General features: G+C 62.7%; 20 protein-coding genes. 12 read left to right on the top strand and 8 right to left on the bottom strand.

Going from position 1 to position 19892, the window contains the following annotated elements:
- Window positions 1–1026: 1026 nt before the first annotated feature.
- From PQR54_RS37450 to PQR54_RS37440, 3 genes are all read left to right on the top strand, one after another.
- The gene (locus tag PQR54_RS37450; protein ID WP_012433079.1) at window positions 1027–1215 is read left to right on the top strand and encodes a hypothetical protein; all 189 of its coding nucleotides are present in this window, start codon (window positions 1027–1029) and stop codon (window positions 1213–1215) included.
- Between the two features lie 454 nt (window positions 1216–1669).
- Window positions 1670–3931, top strand: coding sequence for a catalase/peroxidase HPI (gene katG, locus PQR54_RS37445; RefSeq protein ID WP_408254933.1), 2262 nt, complete (start codon window positions 1670–1672; stop codon window positions 3929–3931).
- A 246-nt stretch (window positions 3932–4177) separates the two neighbouring features.
- Window positions 4178–4870 carry an NnrU family protein gene (locus tag PQR54_RS37440; protein ID WP_408254931.1) on the top strand — a complete coding sequence of 231 codons (693 nt, stop codon included), beginning with the start codon at window positions 4178–4180 and terminating at the stop codon, window positions 4868–4870.
- Between the two features lie 36 nt (window positions 4871–4906).
- On the opposite strand, the gene PQR54_RS37435 is transcribed toward PQR54_RS37440, so the two are convergent.
- Window positions 4907–5218, bottom strand: a complete 312-nt coding sequence (locus PQR54_RS37435) for a hypothetical protein (RefSeq protein WP_408254930.1) — start codon at window positions 5216–5218, stop codon at window positions 4907–4909.
- Window positions 5219–5410: 192 nt separating this feature from the next.
- Here PQR54_RS37435 and PQR54_RS37430 point away from each other — a divergent pair, with 192 nt between their 5' ends.
- Window positions 5411–5668, top strand: a complete 258-nt coding sequence (locus PQR54_RS37430; protein WP_408254928.1) for a hypothetical protein — start codon at window positions 5411–5413, stop codon at window positions 5666–5668.
- A 249-nt stretch (window positions 5669–5917) separates the two neighbouring features.
- A complete protein-coding gene (locus PQR54_RS37425; protein WP_408254925.1) occupies window positions 5918–6346 on the top strand; it encodes an NUDIX hydrolase in 429 nt (142 codons plus the stop codon).
- 27 nt (window positions 6347–6373) lie between these two features.
- On the opposite strand, the gene PQR54_RS37420 is transcribed toward PQR54_RS37425, so the two are convergent.
- The 4 genes from PQR54_RS37420 to PQR54_RS37405 all read right to left on the bottom strand — a co-directional run bounded on the left by PQR54_RS37420 (window position 6374) and on the right by PQR54_RS37405 (window position 9751).
- A complete protein-coding gene (locus PQR54_RS37420) occupies window positions 6374–6817 on the bottom strand; it encodes a hypothetical protein (RefSeq protein ID WP_408254923.1) in 444 nt (147 codons plus the stop codon).
- Window positions 6818–7150: 333 nt separating this feature from the next.
- Complete coding sequence (locus tag PQR54_RS37415) at window positions 7151–8635, bottom strand: CHASE2 domain-containing protein (RefSeq protein ID WP_408254920.1); 1485 nt, start codon at window positions 8633–8635, stop codon at window positions 7151–7153.
- Window positions 8636–8672: 37 nt separating this feature from the next.
- A complete protein-coding gene (locus tag PQR54_RS37410) occupies window positions 8673–9287 on the bottom strand; it encodes an OmpA family protein (RefSeq protein WP_408254918.1) in 615 nt (204 codons plus the stop codon).
- Window positions 9284–9751, bottom strand: coding sequence for a FecR family protein (locus tag PQR54_RS37405; protein ID WP_408254916.1), 468 nt, complete (start codon window positions 9749–9751; stop codon window positions 9284–9286). Before PQR54_RS37405 ends, PQR54_RS37410 begins: the two co-directional genes overlap by 4 nt.
- A 319-nt stretch (window positions 9752–10070) precedes the next feature.
- On the opposite strand from PQR54_RS37405, the gene PQR54_RS37400 reads away from it, so the two are divergent.
- Window positions 10071–11528 carry an NCS1 family nucleobase:cation symporter-1 gene (locus PQR54_RS37400; protein ID WP_408254913.1) on the top strand — a complete coding sequence of 486 codons (1458 nt, stop codon included), beginning with the start codon at window positions 10071–10073 and terminating at the stop codon, window positions 11526–11528.
- Between the two features lie 114 nt (window positions 11529–11642).
- Here PQR54_RS37400 and PQR54_RS37395 read toward each other — a convergent pair whose 3' ends face one another.
- Both PQR54_RS37395 and PQR54_RS37390 read right to left on the bottom strand, forming a co-directional pair.
- Complete coding sequence (locus tag PQR54_RS37395) at window positions 11643–13013, bottom strand: MFS transporter (RefSeq protein WP_408254911.1); 1371 nt, start codon at window positions 13011–13013, stop codon at window positions 11643–11645.
- 51 nt (window positions 13014–13064) lie between these two features.
- Window positions 13065–14315, bottom strand: a complete 1251-nt coding sequence (locus PQR54_RS37390) for a metal-dependent hydrolase family protein (protein WP_408254908.1) — start codon at window positions 14313–14315, stop codon at window positions 13065–13067.
- 345 nt (window positions 14316–14660) lie between these two features.
- Here PQR54_RS37390 and PQR54_RS37385 point away from each other — a divergent pair, with 345 nt between their 5' ends.
- From PQR54_RS37385 to PQR54_RS37360, 6 genes are all read left to right on the top strand, one after another.
- A complete protein-coding gene (locus PQR54_RS37385; RefSeq protein ID WP_408254906.1) occupies window positions 14661–14867 on the top strand; it encodes a hypothetical protein in 207 nt (68 codons plus the stop codon).
- A gap of 40 nt (window positions 14868–14907) precedes the next feature.
- A complete protein-coding gene (locus tag PQR54_RS37380) occupies window positions 14908–15066 on the top strand; it encodes a hypothetical protein (RefSeq protein ID WP_166799220.1) in 159 nt (52 codons plus the stop codon).
- 17 nt (window positions 15067–15083) lie between these two features.
- Complete coding sequence (locus PQR54_RS37375; protein WP_408254904.1) at window positions 15084–15260, top strand: hypothetical protein; 177 nt, start codon at window positions 15084–15086, stop codon at window positions 15258–15260.
- A 46-nt stretch (window positions 15261–15306) separates the two neighbouring features.
- The gene (locus PQR54_RS37370) at window positions 15307–15978 is read left to right on the top strand and encodes a gluconate 2-dehydrogenase subunit 3 family protein (protein ID WP_408254902.1); all 672 of its coding nucleotides are present in this window, start codon (window positions 15307–15309) and stop codon (window positions 15976–15978) included.
- Window positions 15979–16056: 78 nt separating this feature from the next.
- Window positions 16057–17829, top strand: a complete 1773-nt coding sequence (locus PQR54_RS37365) for a GMC family oxidoreductase (protein ID WP_408254900.1) — start codon at window positions 16057–16059, stop codon at window positions 17827–17829.
- A gap of 2 nt (window positions 17830–17831) precedes the next feature.
- Complete coding sequence (locus tag PQR54_RS37360; RefSeq protein ID WP_408254897.1) at window positions 17832–19193, top strand: cytochrome c; 1362 nt, start codon at window positions 17832–17834, stop codon at window positions 19191–19193.
- Between the two features lie 102 nt (window positions 19194–19295).
- Here the strand turns inward: PQR54_RS37360 and PQR54_RS37355 are convergent, their stop codons facing one another.
- On the bottom strand, window positions 19296–19799 hold the full coding sequence (locus PQR54_RS37355) for a DUF3455 domain-containing protein (protein WP_408254894.1): 504 nt from the start codon (window positions 19797–19799) through the stop codon (window positions 19296–19298).
- Window positions 19800–19892 lie beyond the last annotated feature (93 nt).

Raw genomic sequence — 19892 nt, 5'->3', positions numbered from 1 at the left:
GCCGCGGGGGGGGGGGGGGGGGGGGGGGGGGGCGGCCCCCCCCCCCCCCCCCCCCCCCCCCCCCCCCCCCACCCCTCCGCTTTCCGAGTACCACACGTCCCCCTGCCTGCCCCCATCGCTTTCGTCCCCCATGTGGACGAAAGCGCCCTCTCGTCATACTCAGTACGGTCAATTGGACGAAATCGTCCAATCCTAAGGCTGCGCATGGACGAGACTGACCAATTGCAGGTCTGAAACTCTCCTGCCTTCCCGCCTGCACGCGGCTTCGAGGCCTGGCACGGTCATTGCTTAAATATTGAGACGAAATGCCGCCCGAAAAAGCAACCTGGACGGGCGGTTTCCGGAATATGCGGCAAAGCAGACCGACAAGCCGGGGGAACCTGAGAGACTAACAAGATCACGCGCTGCAAAGCGTTCGACACACCGACGTCCGGCGACATGCAGATTGCTGCTGAATCGCCGACGTAGCCGAACCCTGGCCCGTCTGTATTTACCGAGGCCGTTCGGTTAGTGATCCGAACCATGCTTGACGCGCGTATCGAGTCCAGCGACGCCGTGTCGTTGGCAACAGACCGAGAGAGGGCTGTGCTGTTGTTGTAGTGGTGACTGTCGTGTGTCGACGCATCGCGACCGAATGCTTCCATAGAGAAGATCGTCGCGATGCGTGACCGCGAAATGGCGGACTCCGTCTGGCTATGCACCAGGCGAGCTGGCACGGGGTGCGGCCGTCGTTGCCTTCCCTTGCGGGGACAAGCAGCGGCGGCTTGCTCTTTTCTATCAGGCTGCGTCACGCGCGGCGCATTCGCCCATCCTTTGCGGGGCATTCGAAATCATCGGCCGGCGGCATTGCGCGCCCGGCCATCCCGACGGATTTTTCTGGATCGTCAGACCAGCGGCCTTTTGCATTGCAAAACCACGCAGATCCACTGCGTGGACGGAATCTGCTTTTTTGCAACCCTACGCGGCGTCAGATTGTTAGCGACGTCGTGAGCGGACCACACTAGCCATTCACGGGGATTCAAAACAATGCATCACCACATTTTCGAAAGCGAACTCGTTCATCTGGAACGCGTGATTGCCTGCGCGTCACGTGAACCGTTCCCGCCGACCTACTGGCGCGACCGCGTCGAACATCTGAAAAACTGTCCGCACGCGCCGCTGTTCAGCTATCGCATCGCCCGCCTGACCCGTCTTGTCGCCGAACTGAACGGATAAGCCCCGCCTTCCGCCGCCTTTGATGCCTGGTGGACTTTTCGGGCAACCGTCCACCTCCATTTTTCTCCTCTACCGCGACGCCACCCTCTTCGGCCGCCCCAGCAATGGGGCCAGTCAGGACGCCTACGGCAGCGAAAGCACGCTGCATTTCATAGGCGTGTACTATCGACGGCATTGCCTTAATCTCATTCTATTGATGGTGAGTCTCACCTATATTTTGAGTTGCAGCAGCAGGCCCGACGACGCGAACTATCCTCGTCAAAAGCATGCCACGACATGCGTACCGGATAGAAAGCATGTGCGTCATGTAATCGCAGCGGTTCACCCAGTACACTCACAAGAGCCCACCAGGTAATGTTCCGGCTGCCCCTCGGCGCGGTATCGTGCAATGCGCCATAGCAGACAGACGCTGCAACAGAACAAATCGTGGGTACGTCCTCAAAGGAGATAGCGCATGTCAAGCGAAGCAAAGTGCCCGTTCAACCATGCCGCCGGCGGCGGCACGACGAACCGTGACTGGTGGCCCAAGCAACTGCGGCTGGATCTGCTGAGCCAGCACTCCAGCAAGTCCGACCCACTGGGCGAAAGCTTCAACTACGCCGAGGCTTTCAAGAGTCTCGATCTGGCCGCGGTAAAGAAAGATCTCGCCGCGCTGATGACCGATTCGCAGGACTGGTGGCCGGCCGACTTCGGCCACTATGGTCCGCTCTTCATCCGCATGGCCTGGCACAGTGCCGGCACCTACCGCATCGGCGACGGCCGCGGCGGCGCCGGGCGCGGCCAGCAGCGTTTCGCGCCGCTCAACAGCTGGCCGGACAACGTCAGCCTCGACAAGGCGCGCCGCCTGCTCTGGCCTATCAAGCAAAAGTATGGCCAGAAGATTTCCTGGGCCGATCTGCTGATCCTGACCGGCAATGTCGCGCTCGAAACCATGGGCTTCAAGACCTTCGGTTTCGCCGGTGGCCGCCCCGACACGTGGGAACCGGATCAGGACGTCTACTGGGGCAACGAAAAAACCTGGCTTGGCGGTGATGTCCGCTATGGCAAGGGCGCCGCGGGCAATGAAGACGACGGCGGCGTGATCGTCGCCGACGTGGAAAAGCACGGCGAAGAGGTCAGCCGCGACGACAACGGGCGCATCCTGGAAAATCCGCTGGGCGCCGTGCAGATGGGCCTGATCTACGTCAACCCGGAAGGCCCGGACGGCAATCCGGACCCGCTTGCCGCCGCGCATGACATCCGCGAAACCTTTGGTCGCATGGCCATGAACGACGAGGAAACCGTCGCGCTGATCGCCGGCGGCCACAGCTTCGGCAAGACGCACGGCGCCGGTCCGGCCGACAACGTCGGTCCCGAACCCGAGAGCGCGGAGCTCGAGAACCAGGGGCTGGGCTGGAAGAATAGTTACGGCTCCGGCAAGGGCGCCGACACCATCACCAGCGGCCTTGAAGTTACCTGGACCACCACGCCGACGCAGTGGAGCAACAACTTCTTCGAGAACCTGTTCAAGTTCGAATGGGAATTGACCAAGAGCCCGGCCGGCGCCAACCAGTGGGTTGCCAAGGGTGCCGATGAGACGATCCCGCACGCTCACGATCCCTCGAAGAAGCAGCGGCCGACCATGCTCACCACCGACCTCTCGCTACGCTTCGACCCGGCCTACGAGAAGATTTCGCGGCGCTTCCTGGAAAATCCCGACCAGCTCGCCGATGCCTTCGCCCGCGCATGGTTCAAGCTGACGCACCGCGACATGGGACCGCGCGCCCGCTATCTCGGCCCGGAAGTGCCCGCCGAAGAACTCATCTGGCAAGACCCGATTCCGGCAGTCGACCATCCGCTGGTCGACGAGCAGGACATCGCCTCGCTCAAGCAGAAGATCCTGGCGTCGGGGCTGTCGGTGTCGCAATTGGTGTCGACGGCCTGGGCGTCGGCGTCCACGTTCCGCGGCTCGGACAAGCGCGGCGGCGCCAACGGTGCGCGGATTCGCCTCGCTCCGCAGAAAGACTGGGCCGTCAACCAGCCCGAGCAGCTGTCGAAGGTTCTAAAGACGCTCGAAGGCATCCAGGGCGAGTTCAACGGCGCGCAGTCCGGCGGCAAGAAGGTGTCGCTTGCGGACCTGATCGTGCTGGCCGGCAATGCCGGCATCGAGCAGGCGGCCAGGAGCGCTGGCCATCAGGTGACGGTGCCCTTCGCACCGGGACGTATGGACGCCTCGCAGGATCAGACCGATGTGGAATCCGTCGGCGCGCTCGAACCCGTCGCCGATGGTTTCCGCAACTATCTGAAGGACGGCATCAAGGTCCCGGCTGAGGCATTGCTGATCGACAAGGCGCAATTGCTGACGCTGACAGCGCCGGAAATGACGGTGCTGATCGGCGGGCTGCGCGCGCTGAACGTCGGGACCGGGCAGAATCCGCAAGGCACCTTTACCGACAAGCCGGAAACGCTGACTAACGACTTCTTCCGCAACCTGCTCGACATGGGTACGGAATGGAAACCGGCCTCGCCGGCCCGTAACGTCTTCGAGGCACGCGACGCCAAAACCGGTGCGGTGAAGTGGACCGGCAGCCGCGTCGATCTGGTGTTCGGTTCGCATGCCCAGTTGCGGGCGCTGTCCGAAGTCTATGCAAGTGAGGACGGCAAGGAGAAGTTCGTCCGCGACTTTGTCGCCGCATGGGTCAAGGTGATGAACCTCGACCGGTTCGACCTCGCCTGAACGGGCGCCGCGCTTGCGTCAGGGTTGCCGCCCTGACGCAACGCTGCCCAATCGGTTGAAGATAAAACTGCCAGATTACGGTGCGAGTTCCGGTGTATCGGAGCCGCACCGTTTGTTTTTGCGCGGCAAGATGCTGGAGTGTGCGAGAGTGGCCAACGGGCAAAACCCTGCTTCAAGGTCGAGAGCCCACGCACCGCGCCGTCGACTATGACGGCGCTACGGTCAACGACTTGAGGAGCCCGATCAATGGGAAGCACCAGCGCAGTTGCGGCAGCGGCAATCGCCTTTCTGGGCAGTCACTTTCTTCTCTCCCATCCGCTGCGCGGACCGTTGGTCGGCGCAATCGGCGAAAAGACATTCCTCGGTGTGTATTCGCTGATCGCGTTCGTGACGCTCGGCTGGCTGATCGTGGCTTACGCAAAGGCGCCGCTCTCCGCACCGCTATGGCCGGTAGGAGACGTGCTTTGGGCGATCGCGACCGTGATCATGCTGATCGCGTCGATCCTGCTGATGGGTTCCCTGATCCGCAATCCGGCGCTGCCTACCGGCGGCCGGCCCGGTTCGTTTCCCGGCACCGCGCGCGGCGTGTTCGCGATAACGCGCCACCCGATGATGTGGTCGTTCGCGATGTGGGGACTGTGCCATATCGCGGTGTTTCCGGTGGCCAAGAACATCATCGTCGCAGCGGCCATGGTGATCCTCGCGCTCGTCGGCGCTGCGCTGCAGGACCGGAAGAAGGAGCGGCTCCAACCCGATCTGTGGCCCGCATGGGAATCGCAGACCAGCTACCTGCCGTTCGCGGCGATCGCCGCCGGCCGCGCGCGGCTAGGCGGCTTCGGCATGCACGCGCTGTTGGGCGGCCTGGTCGTCTGGCTCGCGGCGACCTGGGCCCATATCCCGCTCACCGGCTGGGCCGCGGGCATCTGGCGCTGGCTGTAGACGCAGTCGCGTCAGTGCCGTCTCATGAGCCGCGCTTCATGCCATCGCATGTCGACTCGATGCGAACGTTTCTCTGCTTGTCGACGTGAAATCGGCTGCCTGAAGTGGCACCGTATCTGAACCGCAGAACGAACGCTTCTCGCCGGCTCGGGCCAGGATGCGCGTCAGATGCGAATAGAAATGCTGCAGTTGTTTCGCGTCCGAAGCGCGTGGTTCGAGATCGAACACAGCTTCTAGCGCGCGGCGCGATACATGGAAACGTTGAAGTCCGTGGACGATGCGAATCTGAAAGACGACGCCGTCACTATTGTGCGGCACCGCTGCCCAAATGAGCGAATGAGTACTCATGGAGCCCCCGTAGATCATGTTGGATCGATAATTCGTCAATTCATGTTCGCATATCTCAGTGAGCGGCGAATCTTTTCAAAATTGTGACGCTTCACGATTCGACATTTTTACCACGGTCGGCATATTGCAGTGCAGCAAAATACCTGTAGACTAAAGACGGGGCAACTGCAATTGTGCACCCACGGTCGCAATATGACGGGAGAACGCGCCATGACGACTTCTCAGTCTTCACACACTCCAACCGTCCCCGTATTGCATGTCTTCGAGCAAGCCGGAGGCTGGCATTGGGGCATCACGGTTCCGCGCGCGAGGGGAAGCGGATTCAAGCTGATCGCCTTCAGCGAAACAACCTTCGCAATTGAAGACGCCGCCCGCACGGACGGAAGCCAGGCGTTGAAAAGCCTCGCGGATAGCGCTGCACGCGATCGGATCACGACCGACGTTGCGTGAATTCTCAATCGGCCTTGATTTGATCGTCGGCAGCCCCGCTGCATACGAAGTTCGCCGCTGCATCAGCGCCACACTATTGTCACACTTTAAAACGACGATCGATGGTTGCACCGTCCATGGCCCGGACGCGCGGCATGGCGCGGAGATTCTGCCGCCGTCCCGGCGATAGCGACCGCTGTGCGGCCCGCTGCGCCCAATCCAGGCATGCGGCGTGCTCCACGTAACGCGGCAGAGAACATGAGAGACACTGTGAAGCAACGAGCGACTGTTGTCTGCCAGCTCGGCAGGCGAATCCTCCTGGTCAGCCGGGAAGGCACCCGATGGTCGCTACCCGGCGGCAAGCCCGAGGCAGGGGAAGATCTGCGTGAAACCGCGCTGCGCGAATTGATGGAGGAAACGCGCCTTCGTGCGATGGACATGCGCTACCTGTTCGGCTTCACCGGCATCCACACCTGCCACCACGTATTTGTCGCGACGCTTGCCGATGGCGACCAGCCAATGCCCAGCAACGAAATTACGCGCTGTACCTGGGCAAAGGCGACGGAGGTGGGCGCGCTGCCGGTCAGCACTTCGACGAAGGGGATCGTTGAAGTGCTGACCATGGCGTCCAACGGTGCATCGAGACTGCCCATCGACTACGACCAGGCAGTAGATATCGGAGCCCACGTCTCCCGCTGATCGAACCGCTCCAGCGTTCGTCGAAGCCTACGACTTCGCAGGACGCCCGGTCTTGACCTGCTCGACAGCGGCCACCGCTGCGAGGAGACGCTTCGGCGTCGCGGATTCGAGCAGCAGCAATCCAGCGCGCAGGATTTCGCCCTTCTTCGCGGACACGCCGGCAGCCAGGCATTTCAGCTTCAGCGCAGCAATCTTGTCGTAATCCGATTTCGGCATCGTGAAGCTGTCGCGCACAACCTTCTCTTTCTTCGCGCGCTTGTCCTTGACCGCAACGGTTGCCTTGACAGGCACCGCCGCGTCGGCCGCAACCTTCTTCGCCTTCGACACTTTCCTGGCGCTTGCGCTCTTCTTCTTTACCGCGACGGTCGCGGTGGGTTCGGCAACGCCGCCCTCGGTTTCGGACGCAGCATCGGCACCCTTCGGGAAGTGAAAGGTCTTCTTCGTTGCTTTCTTGACGCTCGGCTCACTCATCAAACTCTCCATGAAAATAACGGTATAAACAGTATATACGGTTATCTTGCGGTGTGAGTTTCGGACATTGCAGATGGGTAGACTACGCGTCTACGTAGTGCGGCAAAACGGTGTTCGATTCGCTGCGTTGCAGCGTAGCGAGACGCGCTCGCCACGCATGCTCAACGTAAATTTCGCCCCCTGTCGCGATGATGCGTGCAGTCACCCGGACGCCACGATTCGATGGAATAATGGCGTTTCGTGCTCGCCTGGATGACTCGTAGAATTGCAGCCGGATGTGCTGCAACCCGACATCATTCAGGGGGGCGCGCTTCACCTGTAATAGCATCTCTCTCAAGGTTCCCGCGCTTTGCCGGCGCGATCGTCGCCTTCTTCGCGCCCCTGCGCCGGCGCGTTTTCCGTTCTGCCTGGTTCGTCGGCATGAAGCAATGCTGGCGTCAGAAAGCAGCCCATGACGGCGGACAGGATAATAAAAATCGAGGCCGCATCGACCAGCAGCCCGAACCGGATAAAAATCAGAAAGCAGCACAACACATTGAGCAGGTGCAGCAATAAGCCCAGAACGGTGGAACCCTTCGGGACGGTTCGCATGAACACGGCGAAGCGCGACTGACGCTGCGGCACATACCAGATGATCAGCAGCCCGAACGTCATGATGAAGGCGCTTTCCGCCCACTTCAGCCAGGTGGGCCGGCGCAGGAAACGCTCCTCGACAATCGTCTCGATCACTTGCGCCTGAATCTCGATACCCGGCACCAGTTCCCCCAGCGCGGTCGTGCGCATGTCGGTCACGCCCGCGCCGGTCAGGCCGACCAGCACCAGCTTGTTGTGGATCCGGGCGGGATCGACGCTCCCCTGCAGGACGTCGCGTGCCGACACGTAGCGGCCGAGCGTCGAGCGAATGGACGCGAAATGCAACCAGATGTCGCCGCCGGGTTGCGTGGGCACCTGCACATCCGCGACGCCCACCGCCTGCACGCCCGACGTGTCGGCAAAGACGTCGATCGCCGACGATCCGGTGGCGAGGCGCAGCATCTCCATCGGCAGACTGGGGACGAGCTTCTCCCTCAAACCCATGATGAGCGGAATATGCCGCACCACGCCCTGTTCGAGCGCCACGCTCAGCATCGCCTGCCCGTGAGCCGCCGCCTGCAATTCCGGCAAGCTGGCGAGCACATAGTCGAAGCGTTGCACCGAGTCGAGCGGGTCGGCGCCATGCACGAGGATCGGTGCACTGCGCATGTCGGTGCGGGCGGCGAAGCCGGCATGATCGAGCGGCGCGGCGCCTAGTATGGTGGGCGCCGCGCGCAGCGAGCGCGCGAGAATGGCTTCGTGACTCGGCAGCGCACGCAAGCCGGCGGCCAGCGCCGCCGCCGATTTCGGCAGATCGGCGGCAATCTTGTCGGGCGAGGTCTGATCCGGCTCGGGCATGTAGATGTCGAGGCCGATGGCCAGCGGTTTCAGTGCATCGATCGCATCGACCAGCGTCGCGAGCCGGTCTCGCGGCCACGGCCATTGACCGACGCTCGCCAGCGTCTCCTCGTCGATCTCCACGATGGTCACGGGCTGCGCAGTCGGAACCCGCGGATAGTGGCGCTGATACTGGTCGAACAGAATTTGCCGGGCGGTTTTGAAGGAATCGGGCAGCGCCGCGTCGAGCGCGTCGACGAAAGCCGGGCGCGGAATGTCGCTCGGCCATTCGCTGGTGAGATTGAGCAGGCTCAGGCCGAACAGCAACGCCAGCGCCACCGGGCGCCCCTGGGCCGTCCTCAGCAGACGCCTGATTCGCGCAACCCGTGGGGCGAAATAGCGTTTCATCGACGGCAAGGCCATTCAGCGCCCTGACTGGCGCCGGTCATTGGATGGTGATGACTGCGCGCCGGTTCATGCGATGGGGAACCCCATCGGCCGTGGGGACCAGCGGCTCGCGCTTGCCGCGGGCCGCGGTCTCGATTCGTTGGGCAGGAATGCCTTGCTTGATCAGGAACGCGGCAACCGTCTGCGCCCGCTGCATGGACAGTCTGTCATTGAATTCCTGCGAGCCTGCCAGATCGGTGTGACCGACCACCACGAGCTGGGGCGCGGGCCAGGTCGCGAGGACGGTTTTCAGTTTCTGCACCGTGGCGGCCGACTCCGGCGCCAGTTCGGTGGCGGAGTCGAACAGAAAAAAGATCGTGAATGTCATGGGCCGCGGCGGCCGGGCCGCGAGCAGCTCGCCATAGCGTGCCTGCACGGTGGATTGGCTATCCACCGTTGGCTCGATGCTGCCGCCTTTGGTGACGTCGACGCCGGCGTAAGCCTTGTCGATGGTCTGCTCTCCGGTGGCGCTGTGGACCACGACCGCGCCGACCTTGCCGTCGGGATCCGGCAATAAAATAATTTTGTCCGGAGTACTACACGCGGCCAGCGAAGCCAGCATGACGAATGCCGCTGCCCATGCCAGCCCGTAACGTCGGATCGAGGCCTTCAACGCGCCCCCTCCCCTTTATCGCCGACTTCGATGATGAACTCAGTGCCGCGCACGCCGAGCGTGGTAGTCGGCGTGCTGAAACGAACGGCATCCGGATTCGCCTTCGCCAGCTTGCCGGAAATCACAGCGAGAGAACCGCGCTTGACGGAAGCGTCGAGCACGCCGCCATGGGTCGTGGTATTGAAGGCGAACTGATTGAGGTCGAGAATGGTATCGGCGCCGGCCGAGAGCTGGGTGGTGTCGCGCAGCGTGATGCCGACGGAGGACTGCGGGCCGGTCACGATCCGATCCTTGCCATACACCTCGCTGCCGATAGCCGCGCCCGAACTTGCTCCGGACCGCTCGATCTGCACGGTGCCCTTGACCGTCTTGACGACACCGGCGGCATCGTCGGCAAATGCGTCCGCGAGCGTCAGGCATGCGCAGGCGAGGAGCAACGCATAGTGAGCGGCTTGGAGACGCATCGATGGCACCTGATGGCGTAAACGTGCATTCCGCGCGACAGCGCGGCTCCCTGATGTCGGCGGAGACTTCTCTGCGGCATCCATCAGACTAGCGCCGCGTTCCGGGTCACTCTGTGCGCTTCCGCGCATATCGCCCAGAGACACGCCATTGGCAGCCGGTTTGCGGCGGCATGCCTCGCTTAAGGGTTAACCCATTCAGAACCGCGCATCAAAGTGCATACAGTTCTTGCATACGAGCCTGCTTCAGACGCGGGGGTAGTGCCGCCCGGGGACTTCCGGCGGTGTTTCCTCAGTTCCACGAACTCAAAGGAGATGACAGATGGAAATCCGCGACCCTTCGCCCGGCCTCTACAACGAAGATCTCGCGCCTTCAAGGGTGCGCAACTGGGGCGCCTTCAGCATCTTCAACGTCTGGACCTCCGACGTGCACAGCCTCTGGGGCTACTACCTCGCCGCCAGCCTGTTCCTGTTATGCGGCACGTTCACCAACTTCGTGCTGGCGATCGGGATCGGCTCGCTAGTGATCTTCGTGCTGATGAACCTGATCGGCTATGCCGGCGAGAAGACCGGCGTGCCCTACCCGGTGCTGGCGCGCGCTTCATTCGGCGTGTGGGGCGCCAATCTCGCGGCGCTGGTGCGCGCCGTGGTGGCCTGCTTCTGGTACGGTGCGCAGACGGCCGCGGCGGCGGGCGCGCTGGTCGCGCTGCTCATCCGCAACGACAGCCTGATGGCGTTCTACAAGGGCACGCACTTCCTCGGCCACTCAGGGTTGGAGGTGATCTGCTACGTGGTCATCTGGGCGCTGCAGTTGCTCATCATCCAGAAAGGCATGGAGACGGTGCGCAAGTTTCAGGACTGGGCCGGCCCGGCGGTGTGGGTCGCCATGCTGATTCTGGCGATCGGGCTGTGCGTGAAGGCCGGCGGCTTCTCGTTCTCGCACGGCATTCCGATGGACGTGCTGCTCGACAAAACCAAAGATGCCGGTGTCAGCGGCGAGCCGGGCTCGTTCTGGGCGCTGATGGCAGTGGGCGCGACCTGGATCACTTACTTCGCGGCGCTGTACCTGAATTTCTGCGACTTCTCGCGCTACGCGAAGAATCGCGATGCCGTGAAGAAAGGCAATCTGTGGGGCCTGCCGGTCAATCTGATCGCGTTCTCGCTGGTGGCCGGCATCACCACCATCGCCGCCTTCAAGGTGTACGGCGAGGTGCTGCTGCACCCCGAGCAGATCTCCGCCAAGTTCGACAGCTGGGTACTGGCGCTCATCGCGGCGCTGACCTTCGCGGTCGCCACGCTGGGCATCAACGTGGTCGCCAATTTCGTCTCGGCCGCCTTCGACATCTCCAACGTTTTCCCCAGGCAGATCAGCTTCAAGAAGGGCGGCTACATTGCCGCGGCCATCGCACTAGTGCTCTACCCGTTCGCGCCGTGGGAAGGCAACGCCGCGCACTTCGTCAACGCCATCGGCGCGACGATGGGCCCTTTACTGGGGATCATTCTGGTGGACTACTATCTGGTGGCCAAGGGCAACATCAACGTCGCGGCGCTCTATCAGGAGTACGGCGAGTATCGTTACGAAGGCGGCTGGAACGTCAACGCGTTGATCGCGGCAGCGATCGGCAGCGTGTTTTCGACCTTTCTACCGAACTTCACCACGCTGCTGCCGGTCTGGTGGAATACCTATGGCTGGTTCTTCGGCGTGCTGATCGGCGGCGGCACGTATCTGATCATGGCGACGCTGCGGCCACGCGCGGCCGTCGCGCCGACCCGCGCTTAAGGTTTCTTGTGGGCTGGACGCGGTGCCACGCGTTCAGCCCCAAGTGGATCAAGCACCAGCTTGCGCCGCATCCCACAGGCGGACGGGTCGTCGCGATAGTCGCGCTTGCTTTTCTCACGGGTTGACCTGCCCTGCTGCAATGTCTTCCAGCGATCTTCCGCGTGTCGGCACGCCCATGAGCAACACCGCCATCGCGCCGATCAGCAGCACCAGCGTCGTCGCCCCGAACACGCCGGCAAAACCCAGCCGCGGATAGACGTAGCCGACGAGGATAGGCGCGGCGATCGCCCCCAGCCGGCCAATCGACGAAGCTAGCCCGGTGCCCGTCGCGCGCACGTCGGTGGGAAAGACCTCCGGGGTATAGGCATAAACGCCGGCGTAAGTGCCGTTCATGAAGAACGAAAGCAGGATGCCCGACACCATGATGCCCGTATCCGTACCCGTCAACGCAAGCCCGAGCGCCGAGATGCCGCCCAAGATCATGTACGACGCAATCGTCGCCTGGCGGCCGATCTTTTCGTTGAGCCACGCGCCCGAAAAATAGCCGGGGATCTGCGCGATGTAAATCACGAGCGAATATGAAAAACTTCGCGTGATGGTCATTCCGTTCTGAACCAGCAAGCCCGGAATCCACGTGAAAAACGCGTAGTAACTGAACGTGATGGAGAGCCACATCAGCCACGTCATGGCCGTGATGCGCGCGAGCTTCGCCGCCCATAACGCTTTGACGTTCGCGATGATCGAAGCCCGTCCGGCCGCGAGCGGAACGGCTTCCTCGCGCGCGGCAGGCAGCGGCTCCAGCTGCACGCCGGCTTTCAGCACCTCCGCTTCCATGCGCGACACGATCGCATCGGCTTCCGCGTGCCGGTCGCGCGCCTCCAGCCAGCGCGGCGACTCGGGCAACGCGCGGCGCCACCAGAGCAGCATCACGATGGGCAGTGCCGTGATGACCATGACCGCGCGCCATGCATTGGGTGCGAGCGGAATCACCAGATAGCCGAGCAGTGCAGCCGCCACGAAGCCAAACGAGAAGAATCCCGCGAGGCTGCCGGTGAAACTGCCGCGATAGCGTCGCGCCACGAACTCCGAGAGGAACGGCGCGACGATGGCGCTTTCGGCTCCCGTCCCCAGGCCGGCGACAATGCGGGTCGCCAGAAAAAAGCCCCAGTCGTTCGCGAGCGCGCTGGCAAGAGACGCGACACAATAGATCACGAGCGCATACATCATGACCTTGCGTCGGCCGATGACGTCGCCGAGCATGCCCGCGAGCATCGCGCCGAGGAAATAGCCCATGAACGTACCGCTTCCCAGCACGCCGGTCTGCACGCTCGTCAATCCCCACTGCGTGCGCAGCACCGGCAGCAGGAACGCGAGCACGGCGGCGTCCATCGCGTCGAAGGTGTAGCCGAGGCCGCCCATCAGCAGCAGACGGCGGTGAAAACCTGAAAACGGCAATCGCTCGATACGGGCGGCAATCATCGACATGGGCAAGCTCCGATCAGGACACGGGGGCGGCGCGCACGCGCGCTCATAAGGTCAAGCGCTTTCGAGTTCGTTGACGAAGATCCGGCCGTCCTTCATGACGAGCGGAATATGCTCGCCCTGACCTAACAGGCAATCGACGGACTTCAAAGGATTGCCGTCGACCACCAGCACATCGGCATGCGCGCCCGGCATGATTCTGCCGAGCTTGTCCTGCATGCCGAGCACTTCCGCGCCGACGAGCGTCGCGCTCGCGATCACTTCGGCCGGCGACATGACGTCGGCCAGAATCCGGAACTCATCGCTTTGCAGCCGCTGTGCCTCGCCGAGCAGGTCCGTGCCGAAGCCCATCTTCACGCCGGCGCGCTTCATGATTTCGATCGAGTGCAGACCGGCGCCATGCACGTCCGCGACTTTGGCAATGCTGGCCGGCGGCAGTCCGTATTTCTCGCCTTCGCTGGCAAGGGCGTCGTAAGTGACGAGGGTCGGCACGACATACGCGCCGTGCTCCGCGACGAGGCGTGCGGTCTCCTCGTCGATCAGGTTGCCGTGTTCGATCGTGCGCACGCCGCACCGCACGGCGCGCGCGATCGCCGCGGGCGTATACGCATGCGCGAGCACATACGTGCCGCGTCCCTCTGCTTCAGCGACGATGGCGCGGATCTCATCTTCGGAGTAACCGAACGCGCCGACGGGATCGGTGGGTGAAGCCACCCCGCCCGACGCCATGATCTTGATCTGGTCCGCGCCCATCTGCAGTTCCTCGCGCACGGCGCGGCGCACTTCATCGACGCCGTCCGCCACGCGGCCGAGCGCGCCCACGCGCACGCAGCATCCGCAGGGGGCATCGGGCGGCATATAGTCGGAGCGGGCGCGCGGATCGGCGTGACCGCCGGTCTGGCTCAACGCGCGGCCGGACACAAAAAGGCGCGGACCTTCGATCAGCCCCGACTCGACCGCCTGCTTGAATGGATACCCTGCACCGCCGGCGTCACGCACGGTGGTGAAGCCGCGGCGCAGCATCGCGCGCATGATCGGCACGGCGCGCAGCGTGACGAGCACGTTGGGGAGCGTCGCCACGCGCGGCAAGTTGAATTCGATCGCAACGACATGCACGTGCAGATCGATCAGACCCGGCATGATCGTTTTGCCTTTGACGTCGATCACATGCGCGGTGCTGCTTTTGATCGGCTTGTCGGACACTTCGCGTACGAAGCCGTCCTCGATGAGAATTTCAAAGCCTTCCAGCAGCTCAGGACGGGTGGGATCGAGAAGCGCGCCGTTACGTAGAACGAAGGTGGTCAACTGTCATCTCCTTCAGGTTTCGATCGCAGCGCCCGGCATACGGGCCTCGCTTCGAGTAGAGAGGCTGATGCATGGGAGCGCTGCCAGGCTATTCGTCGGGATAGATCTCGCACGCATTAAGTATGCGCTGACGAACCCATGACGCAAAGCGGATCGAAAAAAGCTTTTCCCACATGTTGATCTTTCGCGGCCCTGAGCATTAAGATGGGGCACCTCGGCGCGCGACATGCCGTGCAGATGCACGATGACATCGCGCAGCCGACACCACCGAATTGATCCTGCTCGCAAAGCGAGGCCAACGGATCAGGTTCCCAGCCAGGCAGCAAGCTCAGCCAGGAGACGACGATGCTCAGTCCACACGAATTCGCGACCCTCATGTTGCTCAAGGATGCACCGGATCTGCTGAGTGTGGACGGTGCCGATCTGGAAGCGCTTCTGGAGCGCCAACTCGTGACGCTGGAAGACCTCGCTTCCGGGCAACAACGCCCCCTCATTACCGCTGACGGACAGATATTTCTGAAGGCCGCCGCTCGTCTCCTGAACGACGAATGACACGTATCGCTTGATCAGTTGCACAGTCGAGGAGTGTTGCATGGCCGAATCAGCGGCGGGCATCGTCGTGGGTCTATGCGGGTTGAGCGTCGCCATGCTACTGGTCGCCGGACATTATTGGCGCGAGATGAGCAGGCGGCGGCAGCTCAGGCGGATGGACCATCGCGACTGCTGGGAAGTGATGCGCCACCGGCGCTGAAAACGCGCTAGCCGATCATGATCGGGCTGGCCGATGCGGTGCTTGTCGTGCACGCGCTCGGACTGATCCGCTCGCATCCCGAATGCTCACATTTTGACGCATTTTGTACTAACCAGTTAGAATATGAAAAAGAACGGAGCTTGGGAACGCGCCACGCGCCTTCCATTTCTGTTCGCATCTGCATGATTTCCTGAGGAAAACGACTTGTTACGGCGTAAATTTCTTTCGTCAATGATCCTGATGGCTGCGGGTATCGCGGTCGCCAAGGCCCGCGTGATTTTCGGCGGCATGCCGTGGTTCAAGGATCCGGTGGTGCTGCCGGAACCTGTCGTGCCCGACGGCTGGAAGTTCTTTACCGCCGAAGAAGTCGCCGCGGTCGAAGCGATTGCCGACCGCCTGATTCCCGCAGACGCGTTGAGCATCGGCGGCAAGGAAGCGGGCTGCGCGCTCTTCATCGATCGCCAGTTGAGCGGCGATTACGGCCGCGCGGCCACGCAATACCGGTTGGGCACGTTCAAGCCGGGGACGCCGAGCCAGGGCCCGCAGATCAAGGACACGCCCGCCGAACGTTATCGCGCCGGCCTGAAGTCGCTCGACCAGCACTGCAAGCAAAACTTCGGCGGCAAAACCTTCAGTGCGCTTTCGCCCGAACAGCAGGACGGCCTGCTCAAACAGCTCGAGGCCGGCGAACTCGCACTCGGCACGGTCGATTCGAAAGCCTTCTTCAATCTGATTCTGCAGAATGTGCGCGAAGGGTTTTTCGCCGATCCGATTTACGGCGGCAACAAGGACATGGCCGGCTGGAAGATGCTCGGCTTTCCCGGCGCGCAATACGATTTCCGCGATGTGATCGGCCGTCAGGGCGAAGACCTGAAGATCATTCCGATCAGCCTCATCAGCCGCAAGAGCTGACGCGCTCGCGCTCGCTCCCACGCGGTTTCCCCAGCATCACTGCATTACTGCACCCCACTGCAACAAGCGGAGAATTACATGGCACTCAAACGTGCTAAGGCCGACGCCGTGATCGTCGGCCTCGGCTGGGCCGGTTCGCTCATGGCGAATGAACTGACCCAGGCCGGTCTGAACGTGGTCGCGATCGAACGCGGCGCATGGCGCGACACCAGCAGCGACTTCCCCACCACGGTCGACACCGACGAACTGCGTTTCGCAACGCGACGCGCGCTCATGCAGCCGCCCGCCGTCGAAACACTGACGTTCCGCAACACGCCGGATCAAACCGCCCTGCCCCTGCGGGACTGGAACACGTACCAGTTCGGCATCGGGGTCGGCGGAGCGGGCACGCACTGGAACGGCATGACGTGGCGTTTCCTGCCGAACGATTTTCAGACGTACACGAACACCGTCGAGCGTTACGGCAAGAGCAAGTTTCTCGAAGGCATGCAGGTGCAGGACTGGGGCGTGACGTATGCCGATCTCGAACCGTTCTACGACAAGTTCGAGCGTCTCGCCGGGACTTCGGGCCGCGCCGGCAATATTCAAGGCAAGATCCAGCAAGGCGGCAATCCGTTCGAAGGTCCGCGCAATCGCGACTATCCGCTGCCGCCGCTCGAGCGCACGCGCGTCGCCACAATCTTCGACACGGCAACCCGCGGCCTCGGCTATCACCCGTTTCCGGTGCCGGCGGGCAACACCTCGGGCGCGTATGTGAACCCATTGGGCGTGCACATGGCGCCTTGCACGTACTGCGGTTACTGCGAGTTTTTCGGCTGCGGCAACTGGTCGAAGAGCAGCCCACAGGCGTGCATCATGCCCGCGCTCATGCAGCGCAAGAATTTCAGCGTGATCACCGAATCCGAAGTGCTGCGCGTGAATCTTGCCGAAGACAAAAAAACGGCGACGGGCGTCACCTTCGTCGACCACGACAACAACGAGTGGGAGCAGCCCGCCGATATCGTCGTGATCTCGGCGTATCAGATGGACAATGTGCGCCTGATGCTGCTCTCGGGCATCGGCAAGCCGTACGACCGCGATACCGGCGAAGGCGTGGTCGGGCGCAACTACGCGTACCAGACCATCTCCGGCGCATCGATCTTCTTCGAGAACGAACGGCTCAATCCGTTCATCGGCGCGGGCGCATTGGCGCAGGCCATCGACGACTTCAACAGCGACAATTTCGACCACACGAATCACGATTTCATCGGTGGCGGCGTGGCGCTCGTGCATTCCACGAATGGCCGGCCGATCGGCTTGAGCAATGGCGTGCCGCCGGGCACGCCGCGCTGGGGCAGCGAATGGAAGAAGGCGTATCAGCACGCCTATCAGAACTACAACTCCATCTACGTGATGGGCAATAGCTATCCGCATCGCGACGTGTACCTCGATCTCGATCCCGAATACAAGGACCGCTTCGGCCGGCCGCTGTTGCGCGTGACCTTCGACTGGATCGAGAACGACAAGCGCTCGGCGAAATTCATGGCCGACAAGTCGGAAGAAATCGGCCACGCGATGGGCGCCAAAACTGTCGTGCGCAGCGAGCCGACCACCAAACCGTTTTCACCGATGGACAATCTGTCCTCGCACACCACCGGCGGCGCGATCATCGGCGACGATCCGAAGACGAGCGCGCTGAACCGCTATCTGCAAAGCTGGGACGTGCACAACACCTTCGTGGTGGGCGCGTCCGCGTTCGCCAACAACGGCGGCTACAACCCGACCGGCACCGTCGGCGCAACCACGCTGTGGGCCGCGGAAGCCATCAAGTCGCAGTACCTGAAGTCGCCTGGCCCACTGGTGAGGATCTGAACGTGCGAGTCAAGACACTCATCGGTACTTTCAGCGCGGTGGTGCTCGCCACCGCGGCATTCGTTGCGTGGAATCATGCGGGCGATGCGCATGCGCAGGACAACCCCAATGCGCAGAGCAACATTGGCGGACAACACGGTTTGAATGCGCCTACTCCAAAAGCCGCCCCGCTCGCGTCCACCAGCGCCGGCGCCGACGCCGGCGCGGTCGAACGCGGGCTGTATCTGGCGCGCGCGGGCGACTGCATTGCGTGCCACACGGCCGAAGGCGGCAAACCGTTCGCAGGCGGACTGCCGCTGGAAACGCCGTTCGGCAAGATCGTCGCGAGCAACATCACGCCCGACAAGCAATCCGGCATCGGCACCTGGACCGATGCCGAGTTCATCCGCGCCGTGAAGGAAGGACGCGGCAAACACGGCGAGTTTCTGTACCCGGCCATGCCGTACACGGCCTACGCCAAAGTCAGCGACCAGGATCTGCGCGATATCAAGGCGTATCTGGATACGGTCCCGGCCGTGAACAACAAGGTTGAAGCGAACCAACTGCCGTTCCCGTTCAACATCCGCTTGCTGATGTTCGGCTGGAATCTGCTGTTCTTCGACAACACGCCGTTCAGAAACGACGACAGGCAATCGGTGGAATGGAATCGCGGCGCGTATCTGGTTGAAGGACTCGGTCACTGCGCGTCGTGCCACACCGCGAAGAACTTCCTCGGCGGCGACAAGGCAGCGTTGCAAGGCGGCGCGTTGCAGGGATGGTACGCACCGGAAATCACGGGTAATCCATACACAGGGTTGGGCAACTGGTCGACGGAAGATATCGTCGAATACCTGCATACGGGAGGCAATAACCGCAGCGTTGCGTCGGGCCCGATGGCCGAAGCCGTGACCAACTCGCTCCAGCACCTGAGCACGGCCGATCTGCGCGCAGTGGGCGTGTATCTGAAGAGCGTGCCGGGATCCGATCGCAAGGCGCCGGCGACGCTTGCAGCAAGCGACTCGGCAATGACGCTCGGCCACTCGCTGTTCATGGCGAACTGTGCGGCTTGCCACCGCTCGTCGGGCCAGGGCGTGACGGGCATGGTCTCATCGCTTGCGGATAGCGCGGGTGTGCGCGCGCCGGATCCGGCCAACATGTTGCGCACGATCCTGATCGGCAGCCGCGGCGCCGTGACGCAAAGCAACCCCACGGGTGCGGCCATGCCGAACTTCAGCTGGAAGCTGACCGACAGCGATATCGCCGCTTTGTCCACGTATGTCCGCAATAGCTGGGGCAATGCAGCGGCGCCCGTCTCCGCCGATGATGTCAAGAAAGCGCGCAGCAGTCTTGGTGCGCAGTCGGCGATCGGTGTAGCAAGCAAATAAGAAGTCACGCGCCGGCTGTTGCAATGTGGCAAGCCGGCGCGGCAATAGACTTCGCGCCATGCACAGCGTGTGTCGCGCACAAGGTATCCGCCGCCGCTCGCGTTACTTGAAGAAAGTATAAGTGGCGATGTAGGGCGAACTGCCCGTCGCATGTTCGACGGTGCATGGCGCGGTCGGCGCAACGCCGCCTGCGGTCATCGTGCGTTGCACGTAACGCACGTCGCTCAACATACCCTTCGCGCCCGTCGAGCGTGTTTCCAGCAATAGCTGCGGCACGCCGTTCGGCGCTTCGCTCGGCATCTGCGCGAGGACATGGCCCACGATCCGGCTGCCGTCGCGGGCTTCCCACGAGGGTCCTGCCGAATGCTCGATCACCGCGTTGCCGGCCGTATCGAACAAGGTGGCGCGCGGACTGCGGAACACCCAGCCGAGCGCGTGATTCGCATCGTATTCGCACGAGTAAATCTGTACGCCGGATGCGGTCGCGCTCAGGAGCGCGCGTCCATCGGGCGGGTCGATCGGCGCGGCGCCGGCCGACGTGGCGACTACCGCCGACAGCCATACGGCGCTGATCGAATGACGGGTTCTGCGTGACAAGCGAATCATGAAGCTGCTCCTTTTGACGCGATGCGGTGAAAGCCTCTAACCGGGCCCGTCCCTCTTCTAACACGCGGCGTAACGTCGATGCGAATTGCCCGG

It is taken from the genome of Paraburkholderia phytofirmans, assembly GCF_046028095.1.
Classification (GTDB): domain Bacteria; phylum Pseudomonadota; class Gammaproteobacteria; order Burkholderiales; family Burkholderiaceae; genus Paraburkholderia; species Paraburkholderia phytofirmans_A.
Note: the sequence above shows the minus strand (reverse complement) of the source record. Positions and strands in the feature narration are given on the sequence as shown.